This is a genomic window from Paenibacillus sp. TAF43_2 (genome assembly GCF_052113545.1).
Classification (GTDB): Bacteria; Bacillota; Bacilli; order Paenibacillales; family Paenibacillaceae; genus Pristimantibacillus.
Genome location: NZ_JBFRDK010000117.1, coordinates 1 through 21,407, shown reverse-complemented (window position 1 = coordinate 21,407; position 21,407 = coordinate 1). Strand labels below are relative to the sequence as shown.

21 protein-coding genes and 1 pseudogene are annotated in these 21,407 nt (G+C 45.0%); 16 read left to right on the top strand and 6 right to left on the bottom strand.

Going from position 1 to position 21,407, the window contains the following annotated elements:
• Positions 1–173 precede the first annotated feature (173 nt).
• Together AB4Z17_RS22165 and AB4Z17_RS22160 are read left to right on the top strand one after the other, a co-directional pair.
• The gene (locus tag AB4Z17_RS22165; protein ID WP_441962111.1) at positions 174–1,328 is read left to right on the top strand and encodes a hypothetical protein; all 1,155 of its coding nucleotides are present in this window, start codon (positions 174–176) and stop codon (positions 1,326–1,328) included.
• A gap of 15 nt (positions 1,329–1,343) precedes the next feature.
• Positions 1,344–1,691: a low molecular weight protein tyrosine phosphatase family protein gene (locus AB4Z17_RS22160; RefSeq protein WP_441962109.1), complete on the top strand. Its 348-nt coding sequence runs from the start codon at positions 1,344–1,346 to the stop codon at positions 1,689–1,691.
• A 3-nt stretch (positions 1,692–1,694) separates the two neighbouring features.
• Here the strand turns inward: AB4Z17_RS22160 and AB4Z17_RS22155 are convergent, their stop codons facing one another.
• The gene (locus AB4Z17_RS22155; protein WP_441908298.1) at positions 1,695–2,399 is read right to left on the bottom strand and encodes a MerR family transcriptional regulator; all 705 of its coding nucleotides are present in this window, start codon (positions 2,397–2,399) and stop codon (positions 1,695–1,697) included.
• Between the two features lie 205 nt (positions 2,400–2,604).
• Here AB4Z17_RS22155 and uvrA point away from each other — a divergent pair, with 205 nt between their 5' ends.
• Positions 2,605–5,118 carry an excinuclease ABC subunit UvrA gene (uvrA, locus tag AB4Z17_RS22150; RefSeq protein WP_441962107.1) on the top strand — a complete coding sequence of 838 codons (2,514 nt, stop codon included), beginning with the start codon at positions 2,605–2,607 and terminating at the stop codon, positions 5,116–5,118.
• A 54-nt stretch (positions 5,119–5,172) separates the two neighbouring features.
• Here the strand turns inward: uvrA and AB4Z17_RS22145 are convergent, their stop codons facing one another.
• The gene (locus AB4Z17_RS22145; RefSeq protein ID WP_441962105.1) at positions 5,173–5,922 is read right to left on the bottom strand and encodes an MBL fold metallo-hydrolase; all 750 of its coding nucleotides are present in this window, start codon (positions 5,920–5,922) and stop codon (positions 5,173–5,175) included.
• Between the two features lie 546 nt (positions 5,923–6,468).
• On the opposite strand from AB4Z17_RS22145, the pseudogene AB4Z17_RS22140 reads away from it, so the two are divergent.
• Both AB4Z17_RS22140 and AB4Z17_RS22135 read left to right on the top strand, forming a co-directional pair.
• Positions 6,469–6,756 (top strand): annotated as a pseudogene (locus AB4Z17_RS22140) (iron chelate uptake ABC transporter family permease subunit); the annotation flags it as partial.
• Positions 6,757–6,777: 21 nt separating this feature from the next.
• Positions 6,778–7,668 (top strand): hypothetical protein, encoded by an 891-nt coding sequence (locus tag AB4Z17_RS22135; RefSeq protein WP_441962103.1) that lies wholly within the window; start codon positions 6,778–6,780, stop codon positions 7,666–7,668.
• Positions 7,669–7,829: 161 nt separating this feature from the next.
• Here AB4Z17_RS22135 and AB4Z17_RS22130 read toward each other — a convergent pair whose 3' ends face one another.
• Positions 7,830–8,978: a metallophosphoesterase gene (locus tag AB4Z17_RS22130; RefSeq protein ID WP_441962101.1), complete on the bottom strand. Its 1,149-nt coding sequence runs from the start codon at positions 8,976–8,978 to the stop codon at positions 7,830–7,832.
• A gap of 281 nt (positions 8,979–9,259) precedes the next feature.
• On the opposite strand from AB4Z17_RS22130, the gene AB4Z17_RS22125 reads away from it, so the two are divergent.
• The 4 genes from AB4Z17_RS22125 to AB4Z17_RS22110 all read left to right on the top strand — a co-directional run bounded on the left by AB4Z17_RS22125 (position 9,260) and on the right by AB4Z17_RS22110 (position 13,666).
• The gene (locus AB4Z17_RS22125; protein ID WP_441908605.1) at positions 9,260–11,425 is read left to right on the top strand and encodes a DNA topoisomerase III; all 2,166 of its coding nucleotides are present in this window, start codon (positions 9,260–9,262) and stop codon (positions 11,423–11,425) included.
• A 204-nt stretch (positions 11,426–11,629) separates the two neighbouring features.
• Entirely contained in the window at positions 11,630–12,241 is a 612-nt protein-coding gene (locus tag AB4Z17_RS22120) for a TetR/AcrR family transcriptional regulator (protein WP_441962099.1), read from the top strand.
• Between the two features lie 86 nt (positions 12,242–12,327).
• The gene (locus AB4Z17_RS22115) at positions 12,328–12,915 is read left to right on the top strand and encodes an NAD(P)H-dependent oxidoreductase (RefSeq protein WP_441876732.1); all 588 of its coding nucleotides are present in this window, start codon (positions 12,328–12,330) and stop codon (positions 12,913–12,915) included.
• Positions 12,916–12,994: 79 nt separating this feature from the next.
• Complete coding sequence (locus AB4Z17_RS22110; protein ID WP_441962097.1) at positions 12,995–13,666, top strand: YheC/YheD family protein; 672 nt, start codon at positions 12,995–12,997, stop codon at positions 13,664–13,666.
• A 160-nt stretch (positions 13,667–13,826) separates the two neighbouring features.
• Here AB4Z17_RS22110 and AB4Z17_RS22105 read toward each other — a convergent pair whose 3' ends face one another.
• Positions 13,827–14,393, bottom strand: a complete 567-nt coding sequence (locus tag AB4Z17_RS22105) for a GbsR/MarR family transcriptional regulator (RefSeq protein WP_076267557.1) — start codon at positions 14,391–14,393, stop codon at positions 13,827–13,829.
• A 233-nt stretch (positions 14,394–14,626) separates the two neighbouring features.
• Here AB4Z17_RS22105 and AB4Z17_RS22100 point away from each other — a divergent pair, with 233 nt between their 5' ends.
• From AB4Z17_RS22100 to sda, 7 genes are all read left to right on the top strand, one after another.
• Positions 14,627–15,511, top strand: a complete 885-nt coding sequence (locus AB4Z17_RS22100) for a carbohydrate ABC transporter permease (RefSeq protein WP_441962112.1) — start codon at positions 14,627–14,629, stop codon at positions 15,509–15,511.
• Between the two features lie 32 nt (positions 15,512–15,543).
• On the top strand, positions 15,544–16,386 hold the full coding sequence (locus AB4Z17_RS22095; RefSeq protein WP_076267558.1) for a carbohydrate ABC transporter permease: 843 nt from the start codon (positions 15,544–15,546) through the stop codon (positions 16,384–16,386).
• Positions 16,387–16,439: 53 nt separating this feature from the next.
• Positions 16,440–17,786 (top strand): extracellular solute-binding protein, encoded by a 1,347-nt coding sequence (locus AB4Z17_RS22090; RefSeq protein ID WP_441962094.1) that lies wholly within the window; start codon positions 16,440–16,442, stop codon positions 17,784–17,786.
• 14 nt (positions 17,787–17,800) lie between these two features.
• Positions 17,801–18,595 (top strand): HAD family hydrolase, encoded by a 795-nt coding sequence (locus AB4Z17_RS22085; protein WP_441962092.1) that lies wholly within the window; start codon positions 17,801–17,803, stop codon positions 18,593–18,595.
• Positions 18,585–18,926, top strand: coding sequence for a DMT family transporter (locus AB4Z17_RS22080; RefSeq protein WP_076267561.1), 342 nt, complete (start codon positions 18,585–18,587; stop codon positions 18,924–18,926). The genes AB4Z17_RS22085 and AB4Z17_RS22080 overlap by 11 nt, the downstream gene beginning before the upstream one ends.
• 27 nt (positions 18,927–18,953) lie before the next feature.
• A complete protein-coding gene (locus AB4Z17_RS22075; RefSeq protein WP_441908287.1) occupies positions 18,954–19,784 on the top strand; it encodes a metallophosphoesterase family protein in 831 nt (276 codons plus the stop codon).
• A gap of 429 nt (positions 19,785–20,213) precedes the next feature.
• A complete protein-coding gene (sda, locus tag AB4Z17_RS22070) occupies positions 20,214–20,357 on the top strand; it encodes a sporulation histidine kinase inhibitor Sda (protein WP_076267563.1) in 144 nt (47 codons plus the stop codon).
• 31 nt (positions 20,358–20,388) lie between these two features.
• Here the strand turns inward: sda and AB4Z17_RS22065 are convergent, their stop codons facing one another.
• A complete protein-coding gene (locus tag AB4Z17_RS22065; RefSeq protein WP_441876756.1) occupies positions 20,389–20,628 on the bottom strand; it encodes a hypothetical protein in 240 nt (79 codons plus the stop codon).
• Between the two features lie 117 nt (positions 20,629–20,745).
• On the bottom strand, positions 20,746–21,407 hold a 662-nt coding region (locus AB4Z17_RS22060), incomplete at its 5' end, for an NAD(P)/FAD-dependent oxidoreductase (RefSeq protein ID WP_441962090.1).

The window sequence follows — 21,407 nt, the reverse complement described above, 5'->3', positions numbered from 1 at the left end:
CTCTAAGCCTGCAACGCCCTCCGCTGCCGGAAGATCCAAAGCGTATTTTTTTAATGCTTTGGCTAAAATCGGAGCGACAGCGACTATAAACAAAATTTCCGACTCGAGGAAAAAAGGCTCTCCTGACAACGGAACAACTTCTCGACTGATTTATTTGGTATAATTAGCATTAAATGCCTAAAATACTGAATCGGATTTACGATAGGGAGATGGAGCTGAGCATGGATAAACAATCGATGATTGCTTTCATTTTGGAAGAATATGCGTTCGTAAAGGAGGATAACCGCGCACAGTTTGATGCGATTATTCTGCGTTTATCCGGTCATAAGGGAGGCATATCGTTGGAGAGCTTGTCGGCGTGGGAAGAAGATGACCTTACGCAGCTGTACCAAATTCTGTCTGGGCATAAACTGACTCGTGAATACGTACCGGATATCATTCAAGCCTACGCCAGCATCGATAGGGCGAATTTGCCATCGGAAATATCATTTGGGCCGATCGTCAAAACGGAACAAAAATGGGATAAGCCGCGTATTCATCGGCAATATGGCAACTACGAGGTGCCGCAGGCGATTAATCAGCTGTACGAGCTGGAGACTGAGCTCGGAAGAGCAATGGATCTAGAGCTGGGGCTAATCATGCAAAAATATGACTTTCGCTATTCATGTACGCCGCCCGATTTTATTCCTTTTGCCAGCTCTGGTTGTGATGGCATTCATTATTGCTTTGTAACGGATTTCGGAGCTGTCAAAGATTTGGAGCAAGCTTATATAGCTGTCGTATCGCCTATGGATTTTGGCTCGGAAATATGGCTTGTTGCCAAAAATATTAAGGATTTCCTTCGTCTTATTATTACAGATAGAAGTCTACTGTATAATAACCCTGCGACATTTGATGATTTCTTTAAAAAGATGCGAGAGCAGAAAAATGAAAGCTTGGCGGATGAGCATTCAGCGGCGTTGCAAAGGCTGAAAGAGCTTTTTGGACTGCGTGAAATTACTGACTTGGAACAGTATATACAAAGTGTACGTGAGGAAAGGGCGCAAGCGATTTGCATGCAAACGCTGGATTCGATTGGTGTTGTACCGCTATTGGGTCAGGTTGATTATACCGCTGAAGGGCCGCTTTCTATTAATTGGGATGATAGGCGGGCGCTCGATGCTATTGTTGAAGATGCGAGCGCAGTGAGAAAGCTTGCTTTCCTTCGTGATGCGCAGCACAAGAAGTTAATTTTGGATGACAGACTGATGCTTAGACGCTGCAAGCGCGTATTGTCGGAGCTGGAGCTATATCATGAACTGAGTAATTTGCTTGAACTGGTTGACTAATAAAATTAAAAATAAATGAGGAGTGTGTTCTCGATAAATCTWTTGTTTGTATGCAGCAGAAACAAGTGGCGAAGCTTGACTGCGGAAACGATTTTTCAAGGTGTTGGCGGCCATGAGGTGAGGTCTGCTGGTACGGAAGAGAATGCCCGGATTAAGGTGACAGCAGGTCATATTGGCTGGGCTGATTATATTTTTACAATGGAGAAAAAACATATTCGAAGGCTGCAAAGCAAGTTTGGGCATGAGCTTTCGGGCAAGCAGCTAATCTGTCTTCATATACCAGATGAATTCGAATACATGAACGATGATTTAATCGATCTGCTTCGCTCAAGTGCAGCTTCCTATGTCAGCGATCTGTGCTAATGATTAATGTTTTTGTTCAATGGCGAGCAGAAGCTTATACAAAGAATGGGCTCCGAGCAGTTGGTTTCTATTGACTCGATTTAGAAATTGCATCGATTCACGCGCTATTTTTATCGCATTTTCTACCTGGTTATCGTCAACCTCTTTCAGCACCTGCTGAATGATCTCAAGCGACCATACCGCCGCCTTGAAGGTGCGAATAATTAAGATTTGACGCAGATTTGCTGGACTGAAGATGCGGTAACCATTTTCCTTGTTGCGATTAACAATAAGGAGACCCATCTTCTCCCAGTGACGAATAGCGGAGCTAGGTATGGTTGTTGCCTCGGATACTTCCCCAATGGTCATCCCTTTTCTTTTCCTTGCTTTATGCAGCAAATGAATTTCATCTGTCTCCAGCGCAAGAATCGTTTTATCGGCGATCGTTTTGTCACGGTGAAGCTCTGCCTGTGCGCTGTTTACAAGCCACAACGCTTCATCAATCTCGCCATCAATCAATTTAATCATCACTGCTTTGGTAAGCGTCATTCCAAAACCTTCATTCATCGCTCTTATGCACTCAAAGTAAGCGACGTGTTCTGCTGTATATATGCGATAACCGTTTGTCCCTCGTTCAACGGGTGGAATGATGCCCCAATCCTCGTAGTGCCTCAACGCGTTAGTACTAATATTTAATCTCCTGGCAATATCAATCGGTCGAATAATCACAAAAAAACACCTCCGAACATTTTCTAAAAACATTAAACAACCATGAGAACCTTTTTGTCAACGAAACGGGTTTAAATAGGGTGTTTATTTGCGTAACCTTCTCACTTGCATCAATGTAGTATGCTGGAATAAATGCTGGAAAAGAGCTCTAAATAGGCGAAGCGTTGCTTACCCCAAAAATTTATTGTCAATGAGGAGGACATGCATGAACGATACGATAGTCATTACAGGTGCACGCGAAAATAACTTGAAAAACATTTCACTCTCAATCCCCAAATACAAATTGGTTGTGTTGACAGGGCCCTCAGGCTCCGGCAAATCAACGCTTGCCATGGACACACTGCAAAGGGAATGTCAGAGGCAGTATATGGAGTCAATGGGGATGGTATCGGATTCGATAAGCAAGCCGAAGGTGGAATCGATTGCTGGACTTTCTCCTTCCATCAGCATTGGTCAGCACGTCACCAATCGCAATCCGCGTTCTACGGTTGGTACGGTTACAGATATTTATACGTATTTGCGTTTTGTCTACTCTAGGCTTAGCAGCCGTAAATGCAGCAACTGCGGTACAACTATACCGCCTGTATTCGATGAAGAGAATGATTTCGCAGCTGCAGAGGAAGAGGAGGGACGCCAGACGATCGTATGCCCGGGCTGCAAGAAGGAACATGAGAAGCTAGGAATGGCTCATTTTTCATTCAATAAGCCGGAGGGAGCCTGCGAAACCTGCAGTGGGTTAGGACATGTTGCCACGCTTGACTTAGAAGCGGTATTCAATCAAGAGCTGAGTTTCTGCGGCGGCTGTGTGACTTACCTGTACGAAGTACAACTCGAATATTATGCTGTCATTTTAAAGGCTGCAGGGAACCATTATGGATTTACATTTGATCTCGACCTGTCATTAAAGGATTATACGGAAATCCAGCGTGATCTGCTTTATTACGGCGTGGAGAGCGATGCATTCATGAGGCATTTTCCTCTTGCCGCGCCGCCAAAAACAGTCGGAAAAGGCAAGTTCGAAGGCATTGTAACTGGAATGTGGAGAAGGTATAAAGAGAAGGAAAGCGAGCAAGGGGCAGCAGAAAAGGAAAACGATTATTTTAAGCAAGATGGGTGTACGGATTGCAAGGGCATGCGTCTAAAAAAAGAAAGCCGGTCAGCTTTAGTGGCAGGGGCTTCGATATCAGAAGTATCCACTTGGTCATTGGAGGAATTGCTTACTTGGACCAAGCAGCTTCAGGATGCTGTGCCTCCTCATGGACGGCCGCTGCTTGCGCCAGTCATGACCGATATGCCGATACGTTTGGAGAGAATCATCGATGTTGGGCTTAGTTATTTATCTCTCGATCGGCAGACCGTCTCCCTGTCAGGCGGGGAAGCTCAGCGTCTGCGATTAGCGTTACTCCTTGGGTCTGGACTTACTGGTGTACTCTATATATTGGATGAGCCAACAACAGGTCTACATCCGCGCGATACAGCAGGTTTGCTTCGCGTTCTAATGCAGCTTCGTGATTTGGGCAACACGGTACTCGTTATTGAGCATGATATCGAGGTCATGAGAGCTGCAGATCATATTATCGATATCGGTCCAGGAGCAGGATATTTAGGTGGGACGGTCGTTGGCGAAGGCAGCTTGGAGGAGCTGATCGCAAGTGAGAGTTCCGTTACAGGTTCTTATTTGCGTCAGGAAAGCTTGCCAGCGGCGGTACGGACAAGAAGGTCAGGCGACGGTAAACAGCTGTCGATTGTCCATGCGCATGCTCGTAATTTGAAAGGGTTTGACGTTGCTTTTCCGCTTGGCTGTCTCATCTCGGTGACGGGAGTGTCAGGCTCAGGCAAATCGACCTTGTTATTTGATTTGCTTGCGGAGGGAGGGCAGGGGAAACCGCGTATTGCGGGCTGCGACAGCATAGCGGGCTTTGAGCATATCGGAAATCAAATTACGGTCGATCAGTCACCATTAGGCCGTATGCAGCGCTCAAATATTGCGACTTATACAGAAGTATTTACACAGCTGCGAAATTTATATGCAGGGCTGCCAGAAGCGAAGCGCAATCAGCTTACCTCGAAGCATTTTTCATTCAATACACCAGGGGGACGCTGCGAGACTTGCCAAGGACTTGGCGTATTATCGGTAGACATGAGTTTTCTCCCTAATCTTGAAATTCGCTGCACGGCTTGCAAAGGAAAACGATTCAAAGATGAAGTGCTGAGAGTCACCTACGAGGGTTATTCGATATCGGATTTGCTTAATATGACGGTTGAAGAAAGCCGAGCTGTGTTTAAAAATAATGCAAAAATTGCGAGTATGACCGAGCTGCTGTGTGAAGTGGGGTTAGGTTATCTGCAGTGGGGACAGTCGGTAAAAACGTTGTCAGGCGGGGAAGGTCAGCGAATTAAGCTGGCTAAGGAGCTGAACAAGAGATCGAACAAACATACCCTTTATTTGCTGGATGAGCCAACAACGGGCTTGCATCTAGCGGACGTTGAACAGCTGCTTGCTCTACTCAATAAATTAGTGGATGCCGGCAATACGGTCGTTCTGGTTGAGCATAGCTTGGAACTAATTCGGGAATCCGATTGGGTCATCGATATAGGGCCCGAAGGCGGTGCAGCAGGCGGCAATCTTGTCGCAGCAGGAACGCCAGAGCAAGTAGCGGCTGTTGCTGCTTCCTATACAGGACAGTTTTTGAAAAAAGCGCTGGCTGGCGGATTGTAGACATATATAAAAGGGAGCTGTCAACGTCGATTGCGTTGGCAGCTCCCTTATTCGCTATTCGGCAGCGAGCTCTAAAATCCGCTCATTCACATGATCAGAATATAACCCGCCATGGTAGCAGATGACTGTGTTTATGTCGTATTGCGTTAATTTTTTGATGGATTTTTTTGCGGTATCCGGGTCGAGACAATAATGTGGTGTCGGACCTAGCAGCTGGTCGTTTTCAACGATTAGAGCATCAGCTGCAATCAACGTTTTGCTAGCAGTATGATAAAGGCTAAGATGTCCGGGCGTATGCCCAGGAGTGCCAATGACGATAATTCCTCCGCAATACGGCAATTGCTGTCCATCCGTAATGACAACATCGACATTCGCTTTAGGCGGATTTTCAAGCGTCTTCCTGAATGCGGCTCGCCATTCCTCAGGCACCTCTGCCGGCAAGGCTTTGACAGCTTGCTCAATCGATTCTGGAGTAACTTTGAGCAAATGTGCTTCACCTTGAATGTAAGGAGCTTCTACTTTGTCCGCAAGCACCTCCGCCTTATGAGGCAATTCCTGCAAAATCGCAGGCAAGCTTCCAATGTGATCAAGGTCTTGATGGGTAATAATGATTTTGTTAAGACGCTCAAACGCAAGTCCAGCACGCTCCATTTGCTCCTTTATTAATGGCAGCTGCCCCGGATAGCCAGTATCCACCAAGATCACGGTGTCGTTATCCCAAATTAAAGTGGGATAAATCGTTTCCATTCGACCCATCATGACCGCTGATATTGGCATCATATTAACGCCGCTTGCAATGTTCATTTTAACCCTCCGCTACTGTTTAGAAGTTTTTGCTGCAGGTGAGTTGCTCATTTCAAGTAACATCGTACCAGTAGTTAAAATGTATGTAAATAGTAAAATATTATATTATACCACAAAAATAATTATTTGTCAATATGCATTAGTAGCATTTTTGATGAAATAACGTTTCATTTTACGAATCATATGTTCACGCCCAAAGGGGCCCCAAGGATCCCATTCTCATGAATCGGGATAATGTGCTCAAGCGCATTGTTTTTGTAAATGGGATGCGTGATGCGCTCATCACATTGGAACTGCAAGCGATCGTAAAATAACTCCGTAAAGGTATGTTCACTATTTCCATAAAGGCGGCAATTATTTGGCAGCAATCTTATAATTGCCCATTTTCCTTGTTTTGTAACCGAAGCAAGCTTTTTTCTTGCGTCCTGCTCGGCCATGATCATTTACCGAATGATGCGTTCTGCTTGACGATCCTTATTAACTCGCGTGGCAATAGTCCTTAAAGATGGCTCCCAGCTGCTGGAATGATCGACGGCTTTTTGCGCCTTTCTTCTTGTTTATTTGATTGCTTGGAATAAAGGTGTAAATCCCTTTCGCCTCGTATTAGTCGGGATAGGTGTGGCTTCCTTATTGTCGGCGATGACGACATTTATGCTTGTGTTCAGCCCTGCCCATTCTGCCAGCTCCTCCTATATTTGGCTGACCGGAACAGTTTATGGCACAACATGGACCTATGTATGGAACCTTTTACCATGGACCTTCGTCTTAATGGTTATCGCACTAGATTTATCTATTTATTATATCGGACACGAAATAACAGGTAGCAACGGGTGAAATTTTTTGGAGAAAGGAAGTGTGCATTTGAAACGTGGCTACATCATTCTGATTGGCGTCATTGTTGTGGCTGCTGCAATTTTGATGTTTTTGTTTCGGGTAAACGAGAATCAGGTTACCGTCCAGCGCATGCTTGATTTTGAGCAGGCAGAGCCGACCTCGGAAGTGGTGTGGGAGGATCGAGAGTCGATTCGAGCATTCGAATATGCATTCCGATTTGGAAAGCAGATGAAGGGAAAGGTCGATATCGCGGCACCACCCTATTCTGTAATCTTGGGGGACTCGCGTTACCTTCTTTGGATATCGAAGAGCAGCGAGCATGGGAATTTCATGAAGCCGGGTGACACGGGAACGCTTTATCGATTAGGGAAATCATCCACGAAGAAGATTTGGACTTTGCTGGAAGATGCGTATTCGGTGAGTGGTTCTGGCAAAGAAGGAGCAGACGAGCAACTAGACGGAGAACAGCAGAATACACAGAACATGTCGCCATCACCTATAATCGAGTCTCCAACTCCCATTCCTATGCAGTCGTCCGAGTCGCCGAATAACGAAGCACTAGAGCCAGCGTATTTGGAGAGCTCAGCTTTCACGGAAGAAGAGAAGCCGCTTATCGAGCTAATTAATTTGCGAATAAAGTATTTGCATGAGAAAAAATGGGATGATTTTTTAAGCTTATACACGGAAAGTGCACGCAAGTCACGCGAAGATTCAAGCGGCTTTACCGGATTCACCATTACAAGCATAAAGGTCGAACAACCAATAGCTATTAAAGAGCAAAAGTCGTTGTTTGAGGCTGTCGTTCAAGTTTCGGAGATCAGGAACAATGAAGATAGCGGTGGAAGCTCAGTGTATGTGTTTCGAAAGAGCAAGGAAAAAGGTGCTGAATGGCGGATTGCTGATGTAGATTAATCGTTAATTAATGGACATTCAAACCGATATAGTCGTAACTCGGAGCATACTATAAAGCTATAAAAATAGCGGCAGCAAATGTGTTTATACCCTCATTATAGGCTGATTAGCCGGAAATGAGAGTGGTTTACATCATTGCTGCCGCTATTTTCGTCAACCTTTTAGACGGTTGTGAATTCTACCTCGATATGAATAACCTCAGACCGGCTGCCAATTCGTACCGGCGGTCCCCAAGTACCGAAGCCTGATGATACGATGGCATGCAGTCCGCCTTTTTTTAAATAACCCCAATCGAGCTCAAACAGCTTTCTCGTAATCAGATGATTAGGCATCATCTGGCCGCGATGGGTGTGGCCGGATACGGAGATGTCGATGCCGTTATCTGCTGCGCTTGCGATGTCGGAAGGCTGATGATCGAGCATGATCAGCGGCCTGGATTGATCTAGAGGAGCGACAAGCTCCTGAATAGGTAGCCTTCCTTTGCCGCTGAATCCCGCAGCCGCCTTATCTTTACGACCGATGACATAGAAGCTGTCAGCAATGAGCGCCGTCTCGTCCATAAGGACGCGAATGCCGATTGCATCCATTGCCGCAATAAATTCCGGCACTTTCCTGCCAATGTATTCATGATTTCCAGTTACGGCGTAAACGCCTAGTGGCGCTTTGAGCTTACCAAGTTCGGTTGACATGTTTTTGCGTAGAAAAGGCTCAATATCATCATCAAGAATATCGCCAGGAAGCAGGATAAGATCCGGCTTAATTTCTTCAACCTTATTCACCAGCCTAACTAAGTGCCGATTGCCTACGATTGTACCCAAATGAAGATCAGAAGCCATTGCGATGCGCAGCTTCTTCAATTTTCCAGCAGGCTTTGGCACTTGAACGTGATAGGTTCGAACAATCGGACTCCATGCATTCCATGAACCGCGGATAAGGAGTACAGCCATAATAAGGAAGGCCAGTCCGCCTACACCGACAATATAAATTGATTTTTCAGCGCCCGCTGCTTTTAAGATAAGAGCAACAAGATTGGCAGGCGGCAAAATGATTACGGCATATTCCAATACGGCAAACCAGTAGGAACCAATCAGCTTCAGTACCTCGGCAACCGGTTTAAAAGGCGCACGGTAAGCGAGCCGGCCGATAATGTACGAAAATGCAATGACACTAGCAATGATCGTATATACAGTCGCATTTTCTAAATGGAATAAATGAGATAAGAACAGCCACCCATTCCAGCCAATATAGAAGGAAATGCCGCTGTATAAGAGCAAAACACCAAAAACAATAGCAACAACACGCAGCTTCATCCATCAACGCTCCCTAGCTCTTAATCTGCTTTCTTATAAGCTGAACCTACTATATCACACCGAGAATATAGCAGTAAAATTCATAAGAATAGCAGGAATAGATTGCTAATCGCCAAGTGTTTCAATACGATAGTAAGGATGCGAAATCGATGCATAAACGTTTTACAGCATGCTGGGAGTTAAGGCTGCAGGCGTTGCGCAGGCTGCGAGCCTATGGTATCGTTTCGTCATAATGATTGATGCGAATGAGGCATCTAAATGGAATGGAGCGAATAATCCGAATGAAATCGCTTGTACTGGCAGAAAAACCGAGTGTGGCGAAGGAAATAGCCCGTGTACTCGGCTGCGGACAGAAACATAAAGGCTACATGGAAGGCCCTAAATATGTTGTAACTTGGGCGCTGGGACATTTGGTGACACTGGCTGAACCTGAGGATTACGATCCGAAATATAAAACTTGGAATTTGGAAGATTTGCCGCTGCTCCCGCCAAAAATGAATTTAAAAATTATGAAGGAAACATCACAGCAATATCGCACAGTAGCTCAGCTTTGTAAACGGCAAGATATTAGTGAGCTTATCATCGCTACTGATGCTGGCCGAGAAGGCGAGTTAGTAGCTCGTTGGATTATGGAGCTTGTTCATTGGCGCAAGCCGTTTAAGCGTCTTTGGATCTCATCTCAGACGGACAAAGCGATAAAGGACGGCTTCAACACCTTGAAGCCAGGCAAGGACTATAACAATTTGTATGCTTCGGCCGTTTGCCGAGCAGAAGCGGATTGGTTGATTGGATTAAACGTGACGAGAGCATTAACGACCAAATACAACGCACAGCTAGCAGCTGGACGCGTGCAAACGCCAACGCTTGCCATGCTGATGGAGCGGGAACAAGAAATACAATCGTTTCAATCACAGCCATATTGGAATGTGTCCGCTGATTTTGGCTCATTCTCTGCGCATTGGCGGGAGCAGGATGCACATGATGGAAGAGTATGGAGCCGTGCTGATGCTGATGCGATCGCCGCTCGTATCAAGCAGGGAACTGCAAAAGTAAGCAAGCTTCGCACCTTGGAGAAATCGGAGCCGCATCCTCAGGCCTATGACCTTACTGAGCTGCAGCGAGATGCAAATAAACGACTGGGCTTCTCGGCCAAACAAACGTCCAACGTGCTTCAGAAGCTTTACGAGCAGCATAAGCTGGTTACGTATCCGCGTACAGATTCCAGATATTTGTCGAGCGATATGGTTCCTACCTTAAAGGGACGGTTAGAGAGCATCGCTGTTGGGCCTTACACACAGCTGGCTCGCAAGCTTGTCAGAATGCAGCTTCCAATAACGAAGCGAATTGTAGATGACAGTAAAGTAACAGATCATCATGCTATTATTCCTACAGAACAATTCGTAAATCTGTCTGCTCTAAGCAATGATGAGCGCAGATTATACGATTTAATCGTAAAACGGTTTATTTCATTATTTTATGGACCTTATCGCTACGATGAGACGAGTGTCGTGCTTGCTGTAGGCAAGGATATATTATACGCAAAAGGAAAGATCGAGAAAGAAAAGGGCTGGAAGGAAATTTATCAATCAGATGCTTATTCTTCCGTTCAAGATGAGGATGACGAAGACGGAGCGGGCTCAGGTCAAGGGAAGTCCGACGGACAGCCTGCTCAGCTGCTTCCGCCGCTATCCATCGGACAATCGCTCCCTGTGAAGCAGGAAAAGGTACGCGAGCTTCGCACAATGCCACCAGCACGCTATACAGAAGCGACACTGCTTACTCGCATGGAGAAGCACAGTCTTGGAACACCGGCAACAAGAGCTGATATTATTGAAAAGCTGCTCGGAACAGATACGATAACTCGGACGCAAAACAAGCTGATGCCAACGGGTAAAGGAAAGCAGCTGATTGAACTCGTAGTAAACGAGCTTAGAAGTCCTGATTTAACAGCAAAATGGGAGCAGGAGCTGGAGCGCATTGCGAAAGGTAAAGGCGACCCGGCTGCCTTTATGAAAAATGTCAGACAGCAGGCTGCGAAATGGGTTTCTGAGGTTATTGCAGAGACGAAGGAATATAAACCGCATAATTTGACCCATTCACGCTGTCCTGAATGCGAGAAGCCGTTGCTCGAAATTAACGGAAAACGAGGCAAATCGCTCGTCTGCTCAGATCGTGAATGCGGCTATCGCCGTTCAGCAGAGCCAATGCTCTCCAATAAGCGCTGCCCGCAATGCCATAAGAAAATGGAGATTAAAGACGGCAAAGCAGGGAAATTTGCACAATGCAAACCATGCAATGTCATCGAAATGCTTGGCGATAAGCAAAGCGGCAAAGTGAATCGCAAGCAAAACCAGAAACTGATTGAACAGTACAGCGATAATACGTCGATGTCCAATAGCTTGGCAGATAAGCTTAAGGCAGCACTCGAGAAACAATCAGGCAAATAAATTAGAGAAAACCGGCAAGCAATCCTTAAAGGGCTGCTTGCCGGTTTTTTTGTGAAAAGAAAAAATAAGATACCACTTTACAAACCGACCGGCGGTCTGTATTATAAAGACATCAACAAACCGACCGACGGTCTGCTGTCCTTCTAAATAAGTTATCGTCGATTGCAACTCATAATAAACAATTAATAATAAAGGAGGCTGCTTATGGTAGATTACACTGCAAATGCGAGTTATAAATTATTGTTGGAAACAGCAGAGCAGCTCATTCAGGAAAAAGGCTGCCGACATACCACATTGCAGCAAATTATGCTTAGTACCGGATTGTCCAAAGGTGCCATCTATCATTATGTAAAAAGCAAAGAAGAGCTTTTTGGACTTATATTGTCTTCGCAAGTGGAGCTAATTAATGATTCCTTCCTGCTTACGATAGAGAAAAGCTGCAGTCTTACAGCTCCATTGCTTGCTATTACTGAGGGGCTTGATCAGCTTCAGCAGAAGGATAGTGTAGCTAATCAAATCTTAACTTATCTGCTTAGTCAGAAGGATAAGCCAGGTATTGCAAGTGTTCTGCAGCAATTTCACGAGCGTTCAACAGCGACCTTGCTAGAGTGGATAGAAAGCGGACAAAAAGAGGGTCTCATTGCTCAAACCGTGGATGCGCTTAAAGCAGCGGAGCAAGGCGTAATGCTGTCATACGGCATGTGCGTTCGGAACATTATGTTAGCCGACACGCTTTCATCACCAGCTCGTGCATTCGAGAAAGAAGATTTTTATAAATTTATGCTGCTCATTTTACAAGACGGAACTTCTGAATAGTGTCAAAGATAATCACGACAAGGATAAGTACCGATGATTAGTTTTCTTGCAATTATTTTATAAACTGAAACGGTGGTGGAGCCAAAATGAGCTCAAACAAAAAAATACTTATCATTCAAGGAAATCCCAACCCTACTAGCTATTGCAGCTCTTTGGCAAAGGCTTATGCTGACGGCGCGGTGCAGGGCGGCGCAGAGGTTCGAATCATACAGCTGCATGAGCTAAGCTTTAATCCTAATCTTGCCTTCGGCTATGCGAAGCGTACAGAGCTTGAACCGGATTTGCTAGAAGCTCAAGCATCGATGAAGTGGGCGGATCATCTCGTCTTTATTTATCCGACTTGGTGGGGGACGCTGCCGGCTTTGCTCAAAGGTTTTTTGGATCGGGTGCTGCTGCCAGGCTTCGCTTTTAAATATCGCGAAGGCTCTATATTTTGGGATAAGCTGTTGTCTGGCAAAACAGCTCGCTTGATCGTTACACTGGATACGCCAGTATGGTACAACCGCTTTGTATACGGTCAGCCAGGGCATCGTGCAATGAAGAAAGCAACACTTCAATTTTGTGGAATTAATCCAGTACGGATTACGAATATTGGTCCAGTAAAAGGTTCTACGGATACGAAACGAGGCAAATGGCTAGCGATTGTAGGTAAGCTTGGTAATAAAGGCTCCTAACCTATGTCATTCATCCAAGAGACAGATAGTGTTCTGTCATATGCTATGGATGAAGAGGTAGGAAAGGGGAAAGATTTCATTGGGTGATAATCAGGGTAGGCAATTAGCTAGCAAATGGGCTAAGACGGCAATACTGCTTTCTCATTCCAGCATCGCACCGCATATTCCTCCAACTAGGAGATTTACGGCCAATAACCTCAGAAGCATGTTGGATACACATCAAATGGTTGTTGTTAAGCCAGTAGTCGGTGCTGGCGGACACGGCGTTATTAAGGTTACGCGAGACGGCGATGGGTATACCTATACTTATTATTCGCAGATGAAACGATTCGCTAGTTTTGCAGCTTTAGTAGGATCGCTTAACAATCAACGTAAAGGCCGTGCTTATATTATTCAAAAAGGGATATATTTGGCAACGGTGGACGGCAGGCCTATTGATTACCGAGTAAAATATGTGAAGACGGAGAACGGCTGGGTCTATCGTGCAATTGTAGGGCGAATTGCTAGAAAAGGGCTGTTCGTAACTAATTTATGCCGAGGCGGCACATTGGTTTCAGCAGCAGACGGGATTAGCAGATCCCTATCTTCAGCACAGGTAGGGGAAAAGAAGAGGAAGATGCGCGAGCTTACCGTATTATCGACAAATGTGCTTGAAGCCAAGTACCCCGGAATTGGCCAGCTAGGGTTTGATTACGGCATTGATAAACAAGGTAAAATATGGATATTTGAAGTGAATACAAGGCCGCAATAACAGGCAAACAAAAGGATGCGTAGAAGTGGGAATCACTTCTTAGCATCCTTTTGTTCAATAGAAGAAAGAAGATCATTTTCTCATACTTATCTTATATTTCTCCGCCAAAGCGGCTTCAGCATCCAGAGGGCGCCGAAGCCGTTTTTGCTTGATTCATAGGCTAGAGRTCGGCCTTGGTCTCATTTTGACGAAAAAACTCTCCGTTACGAAGCCCGTCGACGAATTGCTGAAGCCAGCTGTAATACTCAATGCCATGGCGCAGTTTGTTCAAGTCCTTTAGGCATAGGAGCCGCTCCTCAGCCTCCGTATCAATATCTAAGATGATTTCAGACAACGGAGGTATAACCTCATTTATTGCCCCGAGCATCACATCGATCTCGCGCTGCAGCTTAGCAGCAAAGAAGTTTTGGAAGGCTTGGAAAAAGTCAGTCTCCGCTACATATAAATCTTTGCGTTCCAGTTTTTCATCCAATTTCATTATCATCTTTGAATCCATCAAGGATCGAACGGCATAGCTCATATTGCTTTTGCTCATATTCATTTGCTGCTTCATTTCTTCAAGTGTCATCGGTTTATCTTCAAAAAACATGATGCCGTAAAGCTGTCCGAATGAATAATTAGCACCATATAAATCCATCGTCTGGGCAATAGCGTCTATTATTTTCCCTCTTATTTGCTCCTGAGTCGTGGGCAAACTATTCTGATCGCTGGTGGAAGCTCTTTTCACAACATCACCTACAAGATTAAGATTTTATGATTCATTATACAGCAACAATATTAGTTGAAAGTGAATCTTTCAGGAAAACAACTCTTTTACAAGATCTTTATCAGACGTTAACGTTCAGATAATGTGGCTGTTCTAAACTGAGTGTACAATAATTTTTGAACAATAGAGGTGAAAATGAGTTATTAATGATAATTATAGCAAACATTAAGAAAAAATTGAACGATAACCAGGAGATGATAAAACGCGATATGGCTAAGGAATGGAAGGCTCTATTGTTCACGCTGCCGGCTATGATTCCATTGATTGTATTTTGGTTGATCCCGCTGGGAACTATTTTTTATTTGAGCTTTACGGATTGGGATTTTATGAGTCCCGTTAAAACATTTGTAGGTTTTGAAAATTATATTTATTTGTTCAATAATTCAGCATTCTATCAATCCCTTGGCGTAACACTCCTCTTTTGCCTTGGAAGTGTGCTTCCGGTGATGGCTTTTGGACTTGCGCTTGCGTTGTTGCTAAACCGGAAGATGAATGGCTCGGTTATTTACCGGACGTTATTGTTCTCTCCTTGGGTTACACCAACGGTTGCTGTATCTATTGTATGGTCTTGGATATTCGAACCTAAGGTAGGAATGGCCAATACGGTGCTGAGATGGTTCGGTTTTGACGGAATTGGCTGGCTTCAAGATACGAGATGGGCGCTTGCAGGGGTGCTGATCGTTACCATCTGGAAGCTGATGGGCTGGTCGATGGTGTTTTTCTTAGTCGCCTTGCAAAATTTGCCGCGAGAGCTGTTGCAGGCTGGAGAGCTGGACGGGGCGGGAAGCTGGAGCAAGCTTAGATATATTACGATTCCGCTAATATCGCCAACGACCTTTTTTCTTTTTATTGTACAAACGATATCGGCGCTGCAAGCTTATGACCAAATTAACGTGTTAACGCAGGGTGGCCCGGCCGGCTCAACAAGAACGCTTCTATATATGTATTATCAATCGGCTTTTGAGTCGTTTGATATCGGAGAAGCTTCCTCTGTGGCGGTTGTGCTCGTAGTTATCTGTATGGTTCTGTCGATCGTATCCTTTGCCATCAGCCGTAAAACCGTTCATTACAGCTCATAATCGTCAACCGCATGGAGAGGAGAAAGATTGTTATGCAAGCTCAAAATGTTTTTCGACGTACGATCAGGCATTTGTTATTGCTGCTCTTCAGTGCCGTTATGGCCTTTCCATTCTATTGGATGATTACAAGCGCGCTCAAAACAAATGATGAAATATGGCAATTCCCGCCCACCTTCTGGCCAAGTTCTCCTCAGTGGAGCAATTTTTTGGCGGCTTGGCTAGAAGCGCCTTTCTGGCGGTATTTAACGAATAGCATTCTCGTAGCTTCAGTCATTGTTCTGCTGCAGGCACTGAATTCTGCGATGATGGCTTATGCTTTGACGCATATGCGATTTCGATTGAAGAAAGCCATCACAGCAATCATAATGCTTGGTTATATGATTCCTAGCACAGCGGTTTACTTGCCGAGCTATATGATTTTGGCCAAGCTTCACCTGCTCGATTCCTATGCTGGCCTCATTTTATCCAACTGCGTCAGCGTCTTTTCCATTTTTTTAATCAGACAAGCTTTTTTACAGGTGTCGCATGAACTGGTAGAAGCAGGGCAAATCGATGGTGCGTCATCAATGCGGATATTATGGTCGATTCTTATTCCGGTGACGCGTTCCTCCTTCATTGTGCTCGCTCTTATTACGTTCATTGAACATTATAATAACTATTTTTGGCCGATGCTGATCACGAAAAATCCGAATCTGCAGCTTGTCTCGGCAGGCCTTAGAAGCTTCTTTGTGGAAGGAGGAGCCTATGGCTTGAAGTGGCCGCTTATTATGGCGGCAAGTTCCTTTACGATTATCCCGCTGCTTGTGCTGTTTCTTTTTGCGCAGAAGACGATTATGAAAAGCTTCAATATGTCAGTTGGCGTGAACAAAGGGTAGAAAATAGGCATTGCTTATTGTTTTATACAAATCGAGTGGAGGAATCAATTACAATGTTGAAAATGAAGCAAGGTTTAGCTCTGATGATGGTAACCAGTTTTGCGGTACTGGCAGCGTGTGGACAAACAGCAGGAAATACGAAAACGAATAATGGAGCTAATGCAGATCCAACCAATGAGGCAAGCGAAGCTCCTGCTCCTAAAGAGCCAGTTACGATTGAGTTCTGGTATGGGCTTGGCGGCAAGCTTGGCGAAACGATGAAGGAAAAAATCGACTTATTCAACAACTCGCAGCAGGAGGTAATCGTGAAAGGGATCGCCCAAGCGGATTACTCCGAAACCGAGCAGAAGCTCCAAGCTGCGATTGCAGCGAAGCAAGCGCCTGCTGCTGTTCTTTCCTCTAATATGAACTGGGCAAAAAAAGGATTATTCGCTGATATGAGCGAATTAATTGGTGCTGACTCTTCTTTCAATAAAGTAGATTTTGTACAAACATTTCTTGAACAAGGACAGCTGGACGGCAAACAATATTTCCTTCCGATGTATGGCACGACGCAGGTCATGTATTATCGCAAGGACGCACTTGAGAAGAGCGGACTTACAACAGAAGATTTTAAGACATGGGAGAGCTTAGCTGCTTCGGCGTCGAAGATGGCGGTTAAAGCGAATGGAAAAACAAGCTTCTACGGCTGGGAGCCGATGTGGGGCATGGAAAATATGATGGATGCAGTATTAGGCAAAGGCGGTACCGTTCTAAGTGATGATGGCAAAACCGTGATGATTGACTCTCCAGAATGGGTAGAGACATGGGAGATGTTCCGCAAATGGATTCATGAAGATAAAGTGATGACGATCCACTCCGGCGGCCAAGGATGGGAATATTGGTACAAAACGATCGACGATGTTATGAAGGGACAAGCTGCAGGCTATACGGGCTCAAGCGGCGATCAAGGTGATCTTGATTTCAATATCGTTGGGGCAATGGAGCAACCGGGCTGGGACGGCATAGGTACAGGCAAACCTGTTGCAAGTGCAATTATGGCAGGCATTCCAACTGGCGTAAGTGAAGAACAAAAAGAGGCGGCATACAAATGGCTTACGTTCTTCTCTGAAACGAAAAATACCGCATCATGGTCGATTGGTACGGGCTATATCGCAGTTCGCTCATCCGCACTTGAGGACGAGGAATACAAAGCATTCAGCGAGAAAAACCCTCAAATTAAAGTGCCGCTTATGCAGGCAGCTCATGCATCTGCGCCATTCCAGGACCCGACAGGCGGCAAAATAAACGATGCGCTTAAGATTGCAGCTGATAAAGTGCAAATCGGAAATGTTTCTGCTGAGAAAGCGCTCAAGGAAGCGAAGGAAGCAGCACAGAAGGAGCTCGACAGATTAAAATAGGAGGAATTGTTAATATGCCTGACTTAATGATAAATAATCGAGCATACAAGGTGTCAGGCATCTTGTTTGACAAGGATGGAACGCTGCTGGATTTCATCGGGATGTGGGGCAGCTGGAGCGAGTTCATATTCATTGAGCTAAAGAATCAGCTAGAGCACCGAGGAATTCCTTTTCAGCCTGACCTGATTCCTAGCCTTTGGGGCACGAAACATGATGCTGACAACAAGATCATCGATTATGATCGAAATGGCCCGCTTGCTATGGGCACGATGAATGACTTGTATGCAGTGCTTGCTTGGCAGTTGTACAGCCAAGGCGTATCGTGGGCCGAAGCGATGGAGCTTGTTCAGCATTGCAAGAAGCAAGCGGATATTGAGCTGGAGCTCTCGCGCCCAGCTCTCCCGCTGCCTGGAAGCATTAATTTTCTGGATAGCTGCAGAGAGCATGGCATTAGGCTTGGCGTTGTCACTGCTGATGAAACAGAGGCTGCAAATAAACATTTGGAGTGGCTTGGAATACGCAATTATTTTGATGTCGTAATCGGCACTGATTTGGCTCAGCGAGGTAAGCCGTTTCCGGATATGATGGAGCTGGCCTGCCTGAAGCTTGGAATTGATTGTTCGGAGGCTGCGATTATAGGCGATACTAATGGAGATATGCGGATGGGACTTGCGGCTGGAGCTTGTGTAAAAGTTGGTATCGCAGATGTTGCCGAAGGATCTCGCGTCCACAAGGCGCTTCCTAATGCAGATGAAGTTATTGCTTCGTATAGCGAACTAACGATTAGGAGACGAGTGAATGAAGAGTGAAATGGGCTGGGGATGGACATTTCTTCTTCTCGCTATCGTATTAGAACTGTCGGGAACCGTTTCTATGAAATATTCAGCGGGCTTTTCACGATTTTGGCCATCTGTACTCATGTTTTTATTTTATGGTGTCAGCTTCACGATGCTAAACTTCGCTCTATCTTATATGAATGTGAGCGTTGCCTATGCGATCTGGTCAGGTATTGGCATTATTCTCATTACGATTGTCAGCGTTACGATTTTTCATGAAAAGCTGCCTATTACCTCATTGCTCTGGATTGCTGTTATCGTTGTTGGAGTAGTGGGCTTGAATATGAGTGTAAAAAACCATTAAAGTCAAGCAGAAAGGGAGAGGAATAAAATGCTGTCTCCAATTATTAGTTTTCAAGTCATTACGGACACCCATGTTACGAATGACCGGGATCATATTCACAATAAGCATTTCGAGCAAGCGCTTCTTGATATTGCGGCACATGCCTCTAACAGTATAGGCATAATGCATGTTGGAGACGTGACGGATCATGGACTCCGACCTGAATATGAGGAGTTTACCCGCATTTGGGAAGCAAACAAAGCCGGACTGCCAGAGATGCTGCTTACGTATGGCAATCATGATATTTTTTTAGGTGAATGGAGCAGTCAACTTAAACTCTATGAATCTAGCACGGGCATGAAAGGTCCATATTATGATAAATGGCTGGAGGGCTATCATTTTATTTTTCTTGGCTCGGAGCAAGGATTAAAGGATTTCGCCTATTTGAGTACAGAGCAGCTTGACTGGCTTGATGAGCGTCTTGGTGAGCAGGCATCAGCATCAAAGCCGGTATTTTTGTTCCTGCATCAGCCGCTGAAGGATACGGTTGCCGGGTCGCTCGAGGAGCAGGGCTGGTATGGTGTGACTCAGGACAAAGAATTGAAAGCAATACTGAAAAAGCATCCTCAGACAATCATGTTTAACGGACATACGCATTGGGAGCTGGAAGCGGGACATACCTGCTTTGAAGGAAAAGGTGAAACGGCGACCATATTTAATACGGCATCCGTCGCTTATTTATGGACGAATGAGGATGAGTACAAAGAGGGCAGCCAAGGTTATCAGGTTGACGTGTACGCAAATAAGATTATTGTGCGCGGCAGAGACTATACGACTTCCTCATGGATCGAAAATGAGCAATATGAATTGAATTGGTAAGGAATCATTTCTCATATGAGCCCCATTGGGGCTTTTTTTTTTAAAATAAGAATTTATAAGTTTGTTAGCTTATAAAGGGCTTATATTTCTCCGTCAAAGCTGCTTCAGCATCCAGAGGACGCCGAAGTCGTTTTTGCTTGTGTGATTGTATATGGGCTAGTGTAGGAAATAGGGAGAGGTTTCAATATATTCCATTAATAGATTCATATAAAGCGATTAAAGTTTTTTATTGAGAGGATGTAAAAAAGGCCTGTGGATAACTCTATCCACATTATCCACCTTGATAATGCTTAAAATTCGACGTATATACACATGCTATTCACATCGTATCCACAACATCTTGTGTATAACCGGGGCTGTTGTCCTTCTAATAGTGCCATGCTACTATGAAAAAGTAGTAACCAAAGTATGGAAGAAAGGGTGTGTAGTATGGAGCTACTGTCTGACGAAATGTTAGTAGACACTTATTATGCAGCTGTGCAGTTTGAATTGGAACCCGAGTTTATTCGAATGTTAGCCATCGAAATGACACGCAGACGACTCAAACCAGAAAACATCAAAATTACAGCATAAAAAGTCGCGATTCTTCAAGATAGCAGAGCGACTACATTTCCTTCACCCAAACCTCGGCAGTAAGCTTGCAGGCCTGACAATATACAAGATGCTTGCAAGATAAAGAGTTTTGCACATGCACACTATTTATGAGCGGCTCGTCTTCGATCTGTTCATAGGGAGCGTAAGGACTCGTCAGATCAGATGCACGACCGCAATCGATAACTGCGCTATCGCAAGAGGAGCAGCGAACATGCAAATATTGAAAGCCATTACAAACAGGACAAAACATAAGGGTATCCTCCTAGGCTCACCGTGCATATGAATGCAATAGGTGTATGAATGAGCTAAGCCAAGGTTAGGATGCCCTTATGTTTATTTTTTTACCGTTATGTTCAATATAAATGCGCTAAAGCTTCATGTTGCTGCTATGTCCTGGGGACAGCTTTGCTCCGGGATCAACATAAACCTTAGCGTTGTTAATAGCAGTAGGGGCTTCTCCGAAACCAACAGCGATCAGCTTAAGCTTACCGGGATAAGTAGTCACATCGCCTGCTGCAAAGATTCCAGCAATATTAGTTTCCATACGTGTATCAACGATAATCGACCCGCCTTGAATTTGAATACCCCAATCAGCAATCGGACCGAGTGAGGAAATAAAACCAAAGTTGACGATGACGGCATCGACTTCAAGTTCAATTGTCTCTAATGTTTTGACGTCGGATAACGTGACTTTCGTAATGCTCTCCTCACCATGAAGCGCTGTAATTTCTTTTGGTGTAAGGATGTTAACTTTCGAATTCATTAAATTCTCAACGCTATGCTCATGCGCTCTGAATTTGTCACGACGATGAATTAGCGTAACGCTCTCAGCGATGGGCTCCAGCATGAGCGACCAGTCAACGGCTGAGTCGCCGCCGCCGCTTATCAACACCTTTTTCCCCTGAAAACGCTGCAAATCACCCACAAAATAATGAAGGTTTTTCTTCTCAAATCCAGCGGCCTCAGGCAATTCAAGCCTCCGCGGCTCAAATGCACCAACACCGGCAGTAATAATGACCGCTTTAGCAT

Excerpts from the sequence above, each read along its gene's own strand:
- AB4Z17_RS22165 (WP_441962111.1), top strand. The coding sequence starts at position 174 with ATGCCTAAAATACTGAATCGGATTTACGATAGGGAGATGGAGCTGAGC.
- uvrA (WP_441962107.1), top strand. The coding sequence starts at position 2,605 with ATGAACGATACGATAGTCATTACAGGTGCACGCGAAAATAACTTGAAA.
- AB4Z17_RS22145 (WP_441962105.1), bottom strand. The coding sequence starts at position 5,922 with ATGAACATTGCAAGCGGCGTTAATATGATGCCAATATCAGCGGTCATG.
- AB4Z17_RS22130 (WP_441962101.1), bottom strand. The coding sequence starts at position 8,978 with ATGAAGCTGCGTGTTGTTGCTATTGTTTTTGGTGTTTTGCTCTTATAC.
- AB4Z17_RS22125 (WP_441908605.1), top strand. The coding sequence starts at position 9,260 with ATGAAATCGCTTGTACTGGCAGAAAAACCGAGTGTGGCGAAGGAAATA.
- AB4Z17_RS22120 (WP_441962099.1), top strand. The coding sequence starts at position 11,630 with ATGGTAGATTACACTGCAAATGCGAGTTATAAATTATTGTTGGAAACA.
- AB4Z17_RS22115 (WP_441876732.1), top strand. The coding sequence starts at position 12,328 with ATGAGCTCAAACAAAAAAATACTTATCATTCAAGGAAATCCCAACCCT.
- AB4Z17_RS22100 (WP_441962112.1), top strand. The coding sequence starts at position 14,627 with ATGATAAAACGCGATATGGCTAAGGAATGGAAGGCTCTATTGTTCACG.
- AB4Z17_RS22095 (WP_076267558.1), top strand. The coding sequence starts at position 15,544 with ATGCAAGCTCAAAATGTTTTTCGACGTACGATCAGGCATTTGTTATTG.
- AB4Z17_RS22090 (WP_441962094.1), top strand. The coding sequence starts at position 16,440 with ATGTTGAAAATGAAGCAAGGTTTAGCTCTGATGATGGTAACCAGTTTT.
- AB4Z17_RS22085 (WP_441962092.1), top strand. The coding sequence starts at position 17,801 with ATGCCTGACTTAATGATAAATAATCGAGCATACAAGGTGTCAGGCATC.
- AB4Z17_RS22080 (WP_076267561.1), top strand. The coding sequence starts at position 18,585 with ATGAAGAGTGAAATGGGCTGGGGATGGACATTTCTTCTTCTCGCTATC.
- AB4Z17_RS22075 (WP_441908287.1), top strand. The coding sequence starts at position 18,954 with ATGCTGTCTCCAATTATTAGTTTTCAAGTCATTACGGACACCCATGTT.
- sda (WP_076267563.1), top strand. The coding sequence starts at position 20,214 with ATGGAGCTACTGTCTGACGAAATGTTAGTAGACACTTATTATGCAGCT.
- AB4Z17_RS22065 (WP_441876756.1), bottom strand. The coding sequence starts at position 20,628 with ATGTTTTGTCCTGTTTGTAATGGCTTTCAATATTTGCATGTTCGCTGC.